The sequence below is a fragment of the Ketobacter sp. genome, from assembly GCF_003671495.1.
In the GTDB taxonomy this organism is placed as follows: Bacteria; Pseudomonadota; Gammaproteobacteria; order Pseudomonadales; family Ketobacteraceae; genus Ketobacter.
Window position 1 is genome coordinate 110300 of record NZ_RCHN01000045.1, and the last position, 13376, is coordinate 123675.

Annotated in this window: 11 protein-coding genes and 2 pseudogenes; all 13 read right to left on the bottom strand. The window is 52.8% G+C overall.

All coding sequences use genetic code 11. The annotated features are described in order from the left end of the window. Positions 1–12 precede the first annotated feature (12 nt). Positions 13–1446 carry a sigma-54 dependent transcriptional regulator gene (locus tag D9N14_RS20835; protein WP_290583426.1) on the bottom strand — a complete coding sequence of 478 codons (1434 nt, stop codon included), beginning with the start codon at positions 1444–1446 and terminating at the stop codon, positions 13–15. A 153-nt stretch (positions 1447–1599) separates the two neighbouring features. Next, entirely contained in the window at positions 1600–1911 is a 312-nt protein-coding gene (locus D9N14_RS20840; protein ID WP_290583428.1) for a hypothetical protein, read from the bottom strand. 6 nt (positions 1912–1917) lie between these two features. Continuing rightward, a complete protein-coding gene (fliS, locus tag D9N14_RS20845; protein ID WP_290583430.1) occupies positions 1918–2343 on the bottom strand; it encodes a flagellar export chaperone FliS in 426 nt (141 codons plus the stop codon). Between the two features lie 10 nt (positions 2344–2353). Beyond that, positions 2354–3772, bottom strand: a complete 1419-nt coding sequence (fliD, locus tag D9N14_RS20850; RefSeq protein ID WP_290583432.1) for a flagellar filament capping protein FliD — start codon at positions 3770–3772, stop codon at positions 2354–2356. A gap of 167 nt (positions 3773–3939) precedes the next feature. Next, positions 3940–4407 (bottom strand): flagellar protein FlaG, encoded by a 468-nt coding sequence (locus D9N14_RS20855; protein WP_290583434.1) that lies wholly within the window; start codon positions 4405–4407, stop codon positions 3940–3942. Between the two features lie 98 nt (positions 4408–4505). Next, positions 4506–5018 carry a flagellin gene (locus D9N14_RS22735; protein ID WP_411267966.1) on the bottom strand — a complete coding sequence of 171 codons (513 nt, stop codon included), beginning with the start codon at positions 5016–5018 and terminating at the stop codon, positions 4506–4508. A 27-nt stretch (positions 5019–5045) separates the two neighbouring features. Next, a pseudogene (locus D9N14_RS20860) lies at positions 5046–6050 on the bottom strand (flagellin hook IN motif-containing protein); the annotation flags it as partial. A 265-nt stretch (positions 6051–6315) separates the two neighbouring features. Next, positions 6316–6822, bottom strand: coding sequence for a flagellin (locus D9N14_RS22740; RefSeq protein ID WP_411267967.1), 507 nt, complete (start codon positions 6820–6822; stop codon positions 6316–6318). A 24-nt stretch (positions 6823–6846) separates the two neighbouring features. Beyond that, positions 6847–7854 (bottom strand): annotated as a pseudogene (locus tag D9N14_RS20865) (flagellin hook IN motif-containing protein); the annotation flags it as partial. A 160-nt stretch (positions 7855–8014) separates the two neighbouring features. After that, a complete protein-coding gene (flgL, locus tag D9N14_RS20870; RefSeq protein WP_290583440.1) occupies positions 8015–9238 on the bottom strand; it encodes a flagellar hook-associated protein FlgL in 1224 nt (407 codons plus the stop codon). A 10-nt stretch (positions 9239–9248) separates the two neighbouring features. Then, a complete protein-coding gene (gene flgK / locus D9N14_RS20875; RefSeq protein ID WP_290583442.1) occupies positions 9249–11231 on the bottom strand; it encodes a flagellar hook-associated protein FlgK in 1983 nt (660 codons plus the stop codon). Positions 11232–11245: 14 nt separating this feature from the next. After that, positions 11246–12268 carry a flagellar assembly peptidoglycan hydrolase FlgJ gene (gene flgJ, locus D9N14_RS20880; protein WP_290583444.1) on the bottom strand — a complete coding sequence of 341 codons (1023 nt, stop codon included), beginning with the start codon at positions 12266–12268 and terminating at the stop codon, positions 11246–11248. A 1-nt stretch (position 12269) separates the two neighbouring features. Continuing rightward, positions 12270–13367: a flagellar basal body P-ring protein FlgI gene (locus D9N14_RS20885; protein ID WP_290583446.1), complete on the bottom strand. Its 1098-nt coding sequence runs from the start codon at positions 13365–13367 to the stop codon at positions 12270–12272. Between the last annotated feature and the right edge of the window lie 9 nt (positions 13368–13376).

The following is a 13376-nucleotide window of genomic DNA, read 5'->3' on the forward strand; positions in this document are numbered from 1 at the left end:
GCCAGCGTTAAGCTAGGCCCGGTTCAAATCGTACTTACGCATTTTTTCCACCAGCGTGGTACGTCTGATTTTAAGCTTCTCGGCAGCCCTGGCGACGATGCCGTTACAGTCATCCAATGCCTGGCGAATCAGATTGCATTCCAGATTGGACAAATACTCTTTTAAGTCGATCCCGTTCACCGGCAGCAGAGCCGGTGTATCCATGCTTACGTACCCAGGCAGCATGCCGGTCTCTGCCACTTCCAACGGCATTTCGCGGTCTTCATCGATATCGTCCACATGACGAAAACGTTTGGGCAAATCAGAAACACCGATCACCCCATAGGGATGGGTGATCACCAACCGCTCCACCAGGTTCGCCAGCTCCCGCACGTTACCCGGCCATTCGTGACGGCAGAGGGCCATGATCGCAGCAGAGTTAAAGCGGATGGAACCACGCTTTTCGTTTTCAATTCTCGCCACCAGTTCGTTGAGTAGTAACGGAATGTCTTCCGTTCGTTCCCGCAACGGCGGCATTTCTATGGGAAAAACGTTAATCCGATAGTAGAGGTCTTCCCGGAACTTGCCTTCCGAGATGTGCTCTTCGAGATTCTGATGGGTCGCAGCGATAACGCGAACATCGGCCTGGTAGGTTTTGGCCCCCCCTACCCTTTCGAAGGTCCGCTCCTGCAGTACCCTCAGCAGCTTGACCTGCATGTGCAACGGCATATCGCCGATTTCATCGAGGAAGATGGTGCCACCCTCGGCCAGTTCAAAGCGACCGGGACGGCTGGTAATGGCACCGGTAAAAGCGCCTTTTTCATGACCGAACAATTCGCTTTCCAGCAACTCCTGGGGAATAGCACCGCAGTTAACCGGCACAAAGGGTTTGTGACGACGATGGGAATTGTAATGGAGATTTCGCGCCACCACTTCTTTTCCAGTCCCCGACTCACCGGTAATGAGCACGTTCACATCCTTATCCGCCACCTGAGCCATGAGCTCACGAACCTGAACAATGGAACGGCTGGTTCCCACCAGACTCCGGAACAACTGGGCCTCTCGCCGTTGTGCCCGGGCAGGATCCGCTTTCATGTGATCTTTGTACACCTGAGCCCGGTGCAAGGTATCCATCATCTTGGTGTAATTAGGCGGCGTTTCAATGGTGGCTATAACTGCCTTGCGCAACTCTTCGTCGGCTTCTGCGGATAACTCGGAAGCATCCAAAAGAATAATCGGGAGTGTAGGATCCCAATCCACCAGGTACTCAGCAATCTTATCCGTGTTATCGAGCTGACTGATAATGGCACAGGTGATGCTGCCGCTCTCGTGGTCTTTGGTAATCCCGTCAAGATCACCTTCTTTACACACTATGGTTTCTTCACCAATAAAATCCAGAATAACTTTCAGATCATGAGAACGTTCTTCGTTATGATCCAGTAGTAATACTTTTATTTCTCGCCACATAATCGCCAATCTTCAACCAATCCCGTCAAAAAACGTAAAGCGAAATGCGCTTTTTGACGCATTTTCAATAGTTATAGTTCAGTAAAGGCTATAACCACTGGATCAGTCAAATTTATGACACGAGAAATTCCGTTACAGGAGAGAATCTATGGATCAGGGCGTGAGATGCCGGGCGACATCCAGGTAGGTCTTGGTATTGCTTCGACTTTTTCCCAAGGAGCTTAATTGCTTAACAGTCTGCTCCTTGGCCTCAGACACAGCGACTACGGCCTTGCTGTAGATATCAATCAGTTGCTCCAACTCAACAAGCACGCTGGAAAGGTCTTCACTATCACCGCCCAGCGTCGGAAGTTTGGCTCTCATGAAGACTTCGCACTCCGTGCTGGCCTCCTTTAGCTCGGCAAAATTCTGCTCCGCGAGCGATCGCTCTATCCGGTCCCGAAAACTGATAACCTCTTCCAACATGCCCGTTCACTCACTCATTGCATTGGATTCGGGGGTATAGATCTGGCGGGCTTGATCGGCAATACCATCCCAGCCGGCCTTGATCTCTTTGAGCAGACCAATCACTTCCTCGACAGGCGCCTTATCATGCTCTTTCGACGCGTCAAACAGACGAACACTCATATAGTCGTAGAGACTGTCCAGGTTCTTGGCAATCTCGCCGCCTTTTTCATGATCCAGAAAGCCCTGCAGACCGCCTAAAATGGTGATCACCCTGCCCAGATGGCGACCTCGACCTTCGAAGTCGTTACGATCAATACAACCAATCGCTTGCTGCAGATTGTCCAATGCGCCCTGGTATAACATACCAATCAGCTGATGGGGGTTCGCGCTTTCCACACCGGTCTGTTTGTTCATCTGCGCGTACTGTTGAGCGCCTTTGGCTACATTCATGGGTCTCACCTTACTTTGAATTTTTTCCTGTTATACCCGCTTTGATAATATCAAGCTGCTGGCTGACAAAATCGCCTGTACTTTGCAGTTGCCCTACCAAAATATCCAGATTGGTGTACTGCAGGCGTAACCGTTCCTCGAAAGATTCCATTCTTAAATTCAGCTTTTCTCTTTGCTCGTCAATGTCCTTCAACTGCGACAAAAACGTGTTGTTGCGGCTGGCAATAATGCCATCGCTGCGGAGAAAACTTTCCAGCTTGTCATCCAGTTTTTTGATGATGCCATCGTCACCTGCGAGCAGATCAGCAACATCATCAAAGTTGGAATTCAACGCTGAAGCCAACTTGGTCGCATCCAGACCAAGGCTGCCATCACGCTGAGTGGTAATGCCGATCGAGGCCAAAGTACTAAAAGAACTGCCGGCCCCTTCCACCACATCGGAAATAGTACGCCGGATCTGGGTTTCGATGGTGCGGGCAGCAAAATCCCCGGTGAGCAATCCGGCTTCCTGCGTCTCGATATCGTAATCGGTCAGGAAATTCAGGGTATCGCTCAGGGTATTGAAGGCTTCAACAAATTCAGCCAAGCGTGCATTAATCTCGGATTTATCCAGGCTTATAGTAAGCGTATCGTTGGTGCCGGAACTTACGGCAACAGCATTGATTGTAACACCCTGAATCGCGTTATCAAAAACATTGCTGGAACTGGTAACGGTGTATTCGTCGTCGATCCTCAGTTCAGCATCCTGCGCCAGGCTCTTCTCCGACATGTTGGCATTAATAAACGAGGAAAGCCCGTTATTATCGAGATCATTGCCATCGGAATCACCGGTTACGGATACCGTGATATTGTTATCTGCACCGCTCTCATCAGCGGTCAATACCAACTTGGAAACGGTGCCGCCCATACCATCACTCACGGTGAGGATACTGGCGGTGATACCGGGGTTGTTGGCATCGTCATTGATAGCATCGCGGATGCCCGCCAGAGTATTGTTTTGACCACCGACGATGTCCACATCGAAGCTGTTGCTGCCAAGACTCAAGCTCAACTTGCCGGCGCCGACCTGGGTTGTGGGACTGGCGAAGTCAGCCGAGGAAACCAGCTTGTGGTTGGATGCTAATTTAATGACCTGGATATTGGTGTTACCAACGGCCGCGCCACTGGCTGCAGTGGCGGTGAAGATACTTTCGTTGGAAGATACGGCGGAACGGGCGGCAAGACTTGTCAGCGAGGAGAGGCCGGTTAATGCCGCCTGGAAATCTTTCAATGCGCCTTTCAAGGAGCCATAAGCGGAGATATCAGCCTGGATTTCAATTTCGCGGGTACCCAGGCGAGAGTCCATAGGAGTCCGCTCCGCTTTCGTCAGCGTCTCGATAATGGTTTCAATATCAAGGCCGGAACCGGTTCCAGCGGCTGTAATAGCCATAGAGCAGACCTCACGTTCGGCAAACAGGCGAGCAGTTCATTACTCTCGTATTGTGACTTTACCTGTTAACCAGCAATTTTCATTCCAATTCAATATTTATCTTCATCCCCTACTAATCGAGTATAGTATGGGATATAGAAATATTATCGGCTGCGTCTGCTGAAGCTTTAGGCCTTGTCGTTAAGAATTGACCCTCCGTGCAGCTCCAGTCCCTGGTCGATGGATGCGGCAATTTTCAGCACATCCTCAGGGGGTATCTGTCTGATTACCTTGTCGTTTTCTTCGTCTATTACTGTGATAACGATACGATTTTCGTGTTCCGCCACTTTAAAATCAAGACTGCGTTGATTTCTCTGCATCAACTCCCTGACTTTGGGAATGGCTTCGTTTACTTTTTTCTTTAACTCTTCCTTCTGAACCTGCTCAACATCCTTATCAACCCGCGCTTCAATTTCCCTGGAGATTTCCTTGGAAATAGAATTACCAGCAGCCTCAGCCGCCTTGGTATCGGTTTGCGAGACCTGCTGAATACCATCACTATCCACCTGATCACGCGCACGATTCCTTGATGCTACACCGCTCAAATCCTTAACGGTTAAGTTCAAATCTGCGTTTAAAGGCTTATCGCTTATCATACACGCCACCTGATACAACAAATGCGGGCGCCCGAGATTCATCCCGGGCCCCGCGCCAAACTAATGACCTTGTTGCAGGCTTATATCACGCTGGAGAATTAACCCAGCAGTGACAAAGCTTGTTGAGGCAAGGCATTAGCCTGAGCCAGAACCGAGATGCCTGCTTGCTGCAATACCTGGTTCTTGGACAAGTTGGCTGTTTCTGCCGCAAAGTCTGCATCACGGATTCGGCTGTTGGCAGCTGCCAGACTCTCGGACACCGCAGACAGGTTACGGATGGTAGATTCAAATCGGTTTTGAATCGCACCCAGACCTGCGCGGAAGGAGTCGATCTGAGCCAGGGCACTGTCAACAGAATCCATGGTGATATTGGAAGCTTCTACGGTAGTGATGTCCGCATTTGCAATGGTACCTACAGCCTGAACGTTCTGTTCATCCGCGGCACCCGCCGTGAAGCCAGCCAAAGTGAGCGTATCCTGGGCGGAAATCACGATCTGACCACCCTTGAAGCCGTCACCAGCGTTAGCCAGAGCGGTAAGATCTGTGGCTGCGGCAGTGTCGCCACCGTCAAACAGGATTTCTTCAGAACCGTTTGCAGTTACGATTACCATATCCCGGCCGTCAACGGCTTCCAGCTTAAGATTACCGTTTTCGTCAACACTTGCAGTTACACCAGTGGTGCTGGTCTTGGCATTGATGGCGTTAACCAGGCTGCCGTCAGCGTCTTTTTCCTGAACCTCAACTGGACCAATGTCGACACCGTTGATTTCCAGATCACCGTTAGCAAGTGTACCGGCACCAACGTAAGCATTGGCTGCAGTTGCGCCCGTTACGTCAGTATAATCAAAGGTATTTACTGCAGTTGCATAAACACCCTGCAGGCCTTCTACGCCATCTTCACGCAGAGTGTTGATGCGCTCAGCCAATTGCAGAGCAACACCAGATCCGTAGTTGTCATCGTTTGGATCCTGCAATTGAGCAGCAGTGGGAGCAGTAATACCACCACCATTTGCAGCCAGAGTCACATCAACGGTGTCACCAGCACCTGATGTAATGCTGTAACCTGCACCGGCAGCAATGTCGGTACCCGCTACAATTTCACCAGTTGTGGACTGAACCGCACCGGGCTGGCTACCCAGGGCACTGGCGCGAGCATCCACACCGTCAACCGCTACAGTTTCGCCAGCATTAGCACCAATCTGGAAACTCAGTGAAGTCAGAGAACCATCTGCCACATTGTTACCGTTAAAGGTTGTGGTTTTGGCGATACGATCGATTTCAGATACCAGCTGATCAACCTCTTCCTGCAGAGATTGACGGTCAGCAGCACTGTTGGTGTCGTTAGCAGACTGAACAGCCAGGTCACGAATACGCTGTAAGGAGGTGGTGATCTCGTCCAGAGCACTTTCAGTAGTCTGGGCGAAAGAAATACCATCGTTAGCGTTTCGAACGGCAACGTTCAAACCACGAATCTGGGTAGTGAATCGGTTGGAGATGGCCAGGCCGGCAGCATCATCCTTGGCGCCATTAATACGCAAACCAGAAGACAAACGCTGCAGGGAGGTCTGGAGAGAACCCTGCGACTTATTCAGGTTACGCTGCGCATTAAGGGACGAAATGTTGGTGTTAATGATCTGGGGCATTGTGTGTCTCCTGCGTTTATTTCAACACGACCTCAACTACTGAGGACTTATGCGATTGGTGTAGCCTCTGTGAGGCCGTGTCACTTCAATCTTCCGTTCAATAGATTTATCGGCCCGGTTTCACACAACTTGATCAAATATTTAAACCTTTTAGTTACATATCCTCACTTTTTTATATCTATCACGGCCCACATATAACAAAAGGCGCCCGAATTGCTTCAACTGGGGCGCCTTAGTGTTATAAGGGAGAGCTTAAGGGCGGAAGTTAGCCCTGGAGCAATGACAATACCTGTTGCGGCAAGGCATTAGCCTGAGCCAGAACCGAGATACCCGCCTGTTGTAGCACCTGATTCTTGGACAAGTTGGCTGTTTCTGCCGCGAAGTCCGCATCGCGGATTCGGCTGTTGGCAGCGGCCAGACTCTCCGATACCGCGGACAGGTTACGGATTGTGGATTCGAAACGGTTTTGCACCGCACCCAACTCACCGCGGAAAGCATCAATCTGTGCCAAGGCGCTATCGACCGATTCCATGGTGATATTGGAGGACTCAACCGTGGTGATATCGGCGTTCGCGATGGTGCCCACTGCCTGTATGTTGTCATCATCGCCGGCCTGGGTGAAGGCACCCAAAGCAATGGTATCCTGAGCGGAAACGGTAATGGTACCGGCTTTGAACTGCGTTGCTATAGCCGTTATATCGTTAGTGTTCGCGGGATCGTCGCCCCCGTCAAACAACACATCCTCGGCGCCGTTATTGGTGGAAATGACCACATCCCGGCCGTCTTCAGCCGTCAGTACAAGGCGCCCGTTGTCGTCGATACTGGCTTTAACACCAGTGATATCTTCCTTGGCGTTAATAGCCCGCAGCAAACTGCCGTCCGCATCACGCTCCTGGATCTCAACCGGACCGATGTCTACTCCGTTTATCTGCAAATCACCGTTGGCAAGGGTACCGGCACCAACAAAAGCGTCCGCCTCAACGGCGCCCGTTACATCGGACCAATCAAACGTAGTTGTGGCAGAGGCGTACACCCCTTCCATACCTTCCACACCTTCTTCGCGGAGTTCATTAACCCGCTCAGCCAGGTACTTGGCAACACCCGAGCCATAGTCGTTCGCGGTAGGGTCCTGCAAGTTCGCGAGCGTCGCGCCGGTAATAGTGCCGCCATTCTCAGCACTCAACACATCAACTGTCGTACCATTGGTACCGACGGTGATCGGAAAACTCGCCAGCGCAGTTGCCGCTGCGGCTGCAATATTGGATGCTGTACTTTGCACTGCACCAGGCTGAGAACCCAAGGAGTCGATACGAGCATCTACCCCACCTACTTCGACCCCTTCCCCTGCATTGGCACCAATCTGGAAGTAATAGGACGTGAGTGACCCATCCAGAACGTTACGACCGTTGAAAGTGGTAGTCGTCGCAATACGATCCACCTCGTCAATCAGCTGATCCACTTCTGCCTGCAAGGACAGTCGATCGGCTTCGCTGTTGGTATCGTTAGCTGACTGAACAGCCAGATCCCGAATTCGCTGCAATGCGTTGGTAATTTCATCCAGCGCGCTTTCAGTGGTCTGGGCCAGCGAAATACCATCATTGGCATTACGTACAGCCACATTCAAGCCTCTGACCTGAGTGGTGAAGCGGTTTGAGATCGCCAGACCGGCGGCATCGTCCTTGGCACTGTTGATGCGAAGGCCTGACGACAGCCGCTGCAACGACGTTTGCAACGAGCCCTGAGATTTATTCAGGTTACGCTGGGCATTGATTGACGAAATATTCGTATTAATAATCTGTGGCATGTTGGTTTCTCCTACTTCGCCTTCCCGGCGTTTGTCCTGATGAGGAAGGCTGATTCAACTGTTAATTCGATGTTCCGGGCCTGTTTCAATTCACCCATGCTAGCCTCCTCGCCATTGACCGTGTTGCAGTAAAATCTGTGTACTCATGGTGTTAACCGCGCTAAATAAATTCAAACAGGGATAAGTTCTGAACCTGGACAAAACTTTGCTGCGCCGCTTGCAGCGCCAGGGTTCGCTTATTCAATTCCGTGATGGCTTCGGCGTAATCCAGGTCCTTCACCACCGACAGCGCCGACTGCGCTTCCACCTTCAGGCTCTCATTGATCTCCGCCTCACTTTCAATCACATTGAGTCGGCTGCCCACGCTGGCACGGACTTCATCAATGTGGTTCATGGCCTGATCCAGATTCTGCAGACCTACGTTGAGGGCATTTTGAAAGGTGGCCTGCAGGGTAGCGGTGTTGTTCGGGATCTTCAGCGCCGACACAACCTGATTCACCGTAGCAAACACGGATTGCCTGAAACTCGGCTCAATGCTGAAACTGTCCCCGGCCTGCGGAAACCCGGAGATGGAAAAGTTGATGCCGTTGAATGAAATGGACGCGTCTTCGTCAAACAGCGGCAACGGAGCCGCATAGACTGGCCCGGTATTGGCCCCGGTAATCTGGTATTGAAGCGCTCCGCTGCCGCTCAACGAGAAGTCCACACTGTACTGGTCGCCCACATAAACGGTGGGATCTTCCAGCACCGCAGCACTGATGACACCGGTGCCCAGGTTGGAGGAATCCCCTTCCGTCACGAACGAGCCGTTACCGGTTTTAATGTCGAAGAACACTTCGTCGCCGCTATTGCCGCTTTCCACCCTGACTGAGGTGTTGACGTTTACATTCAGCACACCCTGATCGCCGTTGTAGGTGACACTGCCGGTACCATCCCGGGAGAACGGCTTGACGTTGGTTTTGAAACCGGAAAACAGGTACTCACCACTGGCCAGCTGGCTGTTGCCCAGGCCAATCAGCTCGTCCATCCGCTGCTCAATCTCGACAATGATGGCCTGGCGGTCGGTCTGATTCATGGTGGCATTGGCACCCTGCAGTGTGAGGTCGCGAATCCGCTGCAGGATATCCGTCACATTGGCCAGCGCAGACTCCTCCACCGCAAGCTTGGTTTCAGCGGTTTGACCGTTACTGATGAATTGCAATGAGTTGTCGATCTGCTTCTGTAGATCCAGCGCCACCGCCGAGCCAATCGGATCGTCGGAGGGTTTCAGAATCCGGGTGCCCTTGGATAACTGCAGTTGGGTCTGATTCACCTTGGACTGGTTATCCAGAATGGAGTTGGCTCCCTGGGTGAATACTTGTGAGGTTGAGATTCGAATCGGCATCTTATCAACCTCAGAGGGAACTGATTATGGTATCGAACAGTTCACTGGACACCTGGATCACTCTGGCAGAAGCCTGGTAGGACTGCTGGAACCGGATCAGGTTCGCTGCCTCCTCATCCAGGTTGACACCGGAGATGGATTCCCACTGTGCCTCAGACTGATTCAAGATGGTTTGCGCCGCCTCCTGACTGACGGAAGCGTCGTTGGTGCGGGTGCCTACCCCACTCACCAGCTGGCCATAGGCACCCTGATAGGTGACCGTACCATTGGCAATGGTTTTGGTGGTGGACAGCGCACCCAACAGCAGCGCATTACGGTTATCGTTCACGCCACCATTGTTGTAGCCAATTTCAACCTGGTCGCCAGTGGCGGGATTACCGTTGAACACCACATCGTAACCGGAAGCCGGATACAGGCCTGCCAATTCCAGCAGCCCATTGGATTGGCCCGGCGTATAGGCAACCCCACCGACCACCACCGCATTGGTACCGGCATCCAGCACGTCGTAGGTGGTGGCGCTGGTGAACTCAACCCGATAAGGTGGCACCAAGGCAAAGGGCGTGGTAGTAAAGTCCGCGGAGGTGGTGTCCGTTACGATAACGTCCTCAACATAGCCGGCACCGGTGTTACTGGCGGGCAGATTGGTCGTCACCGGCAGAGCCGCGGCCACCTGGCGGACATCGGTAATGTCCATATCCAGTTCATAAGCACCCAGGCGGGTGGGCAGGATGGTGAATTCATCCCGGTCCGCCGGTGCGCCGGATACGAAATTCAGTGTAAACCCATCGGTGGTAGCAAACGTTCCACCAGGGCCCGGATCAGCAAACGTGGCGTTGACGGTATTGTCCGCGTTGTAAAGGGTGTAGTTACCCGATCCGGCATCGTATCGCAGCCGATAATCTTCTGCCGTCAGCAGGTTGGTATCGTCGATGGTCACCGAGATCGCTGCAGTACCCGCGTTGGACGTTCTCCCCGCCACACGGGCAAATTCCGCGGTGCTGGAATTGATGTCGCTGAAGAAGGTACCACCCAACTGATTGTCCAAGTCCATACCCAGCTGGTGCTGATCATTGAACGACTGGGCCACGGATAACGCCATGCGTCCCAACTCGTTAAATACGGGGTCGATCAAATCTTCCCGTACCGTAATCAATCCGCCCAAACGGCCACCGGACACCAGGTTTGTGATGTTCTGAACGTTGCTGCCATCGGTGATGATGATGTCCTTACGGCGCAAACCGGTGGAGTTGGAAACGGTTTGTACGGAGAAGGAGTCATTGCCGATTACCAAAGGCTGACCGCTGCCAATGAACACGCTGAGGCTCAGATTCTGCTGTTGCAGAACTTCGACCCCGACCAGTTCGGATAACTGGCGCACGGCCTCGTCCCGTTGATCCAACAGGTCATTGGGGAGCTCACCGGTATTGTTGGTGTACACCGCCTGAATGGATTCGTTATAGGAGGCAATGCTGGCGGCCAGCTGGGTGATCTTGGACGCGACGGCATCCAGCTCAATATTCAGGGTTTCGTTGGTTTGAAACACCTGCTCGTACACCGCGTTGAAGCGGTTCACCAGCGCTTCACCGGAACTCAGTAAAACCTGGCGATTGGGCACCGACGCCGGATCATTGGAAACATCCTGCACGGCGTCAAAAAAGGATTGCAATGAGGGTGTGATCGCTGTGGAATCATCTCCCAACAGTTGGTCCACACGCACCGCGTATTCATAATAGGCATCGTAGGTGTTGTAGGATGCGATGTCCCGCCGCAGTTGATCGACCACGTACTGATTGCTGACCCGCGATATGCTGGCAACGTCAACGCCCTGGCCAACAAAGGAGCCGCCGTAGGATTGCGGAACCCGAGTGGCCAGGCCGGTTTTCTGGCGGCTGTAGCCTTCGGTATCGACATTAACGATATTATGGCTGGTGGTCGACAGCGAGGTTTGACTCGCTCTCAATCCTGATAATGCTATGCCCGCAAGATCTGCCATTTATCTGTTCCGCTTTAAAGTTTGGTTGCCGCTGTTTTTAACGCTGCTTGAAATACGTCACTATCCATGATGTTTGCAATTTTGTTGCCATAATTTGGATCGGTGGCGTAACCGGAGTTCTGCAAATCAAAACCCCATTGTTTCGCTTCACTTTTTTTACCAATGGCATTTTCGTAGCGGGCATTTGAATGCAGAAAATTCACATAATCATCAAACGCCTGATCCAAAGAGCGGTAAGAGCGGAAAGCGGCATTCTCCTGGGCGGCAATTCCATTCCGGTATTCCAGTGTGTTGCGGCGAACCACATCACCCTGCCAGCGGGAATCCGCCTTGATGCCAAATAAATTGAAAGAGTTTGCTCCGCCGGCCGCTTCCATCACATGCTGTCCCCAACCGGTTTCCAACACTGCCTGGGCAATCACGGCTTCAGGCGAGGTGCCCAAGCGTTCCGCAGCACGTTTGGCGTGAGGATAAATGACCTGTACAAAATCGCTGGGGGATTGCCACTGAGCATCAGCTGTATCTTGCTCTGCAACCAGGTGCGCGTTAGGTGTGGCAACAACAGAGGAACTCGGTGCCGGTTTTGAATCCTGTGCAGTTGCTGCAGATCGGGAATCGGTTTCACCCTCCGCCACCGGCAGTGAAGGTCGCGCCAATACGGGATGTTTCAGGTAGTCGGAAATATCGGTATTGACGTCCGGGGTTCGTTGCCGGGCTGCGGCCTGGGTCTGCATCTGCTTGACAATCACATCCGCCAACCCGATACCACCCTGCTTACTGATGTTCAACGACAGCTGTTTGTCGTACATACCCTGATAGAACTGGCCGTCACGGGAATCCAGCATGTTGCCTTCCGCAAACACCGCATTGGCGTCGCGCATACTCTGCAACATCATATTGAGGAAGACCCCTTCCATTTGCTGGGCAGCTGCCCTCAGGGCCGCATCCCCATCATCGCGGGTCATCTTGCGCAGCTGATTGAACTTGGAGAAGTCCAGATACAGATCAGGAGAACTGTTGCTGGGCGGCTTGAACATATCAGATCACGATCAGCTCAGCGCGCAGGGCACCGGCCTGTTTCAAGGCTTCCAGAATCGCCATCAGGTCGCCTGGCGCCATGCCCACCCGATTGACCGCAGCCACGATGTCATCCAGGGTGACGCTGTCGCCCACCTTGAACATATGGCTTTTCTCTTCGGTAATATCGATCTGGGATTCATTGGCAGCCACCGTCCGGCCACCGGCAAACGCCCCGGGCTGGCTGATGTCCACACTTTCCGAGATCGTGACCGTCAGGTTGCCATGGGTGACCGCAGCGGGCGACACTTTGACATTGTTGCCGATCACGATGGTGCCGGTGCGGGAATTAATGATGACCTTGGCCGACGGTTCCGCCGGTTTTACCTCCAGGTTTTCCAACACCGATAGATAGGTCACCCGCTGGGACGGATCGCGGGGAGCCGTGACCACAATGGACGTGGCATCCATGGAGCGCGCTACGCCCGGCCCCAACAAGCGGTTAATCTCATCACGCACCCGTTTGGCGGTGGTGAAATCCGGTTGATGCAGGTTGAACGTCAAGGTATTGCCTTCGTGGAATGGATTTGGCGCAGACACTTCCACCGTAGCGCCATTGGGAATGCGCCCGGCGCTGGGAATATTCACGGTGATCTTGGAGCCGTCAGAACCCTGGGCACCAAAGCCGCCCACCACCAGGTTACCCTGGGCAATGGCATAAACCCGGCCATCTGCACCCCGCAACGGTGTCATCAACAGAGTGCCACCTCTCAAACTGGAAGCGTTACCCAAAGAGGAAACCGTTACATCAATACGCTGACCCGCCTTGGCAAACGGCGGCAACTCCGAATGGATGGACACCGCCGCCACGTTTTTCAGTTTTGGGGTCAGGTTCTCCGGTACGCTGATACCGAACTGTTCCATCATGTTACGGAAGGTTTGTACCGTGAACGGCGTCTGGTTGGTTTTGTCGCCGGTGCCATCCAGACCCACCACCAAGCCGTACCCGATCAATTGGTTGCTGCGGACACCCTGTACATCGGAAATGTCCTTTAAGCGGTCCGCCAGACTGATGCCGGGCAATACCAGCAGGGCAATGACTGTCAGCCATGTTTTCATGAAACAAAT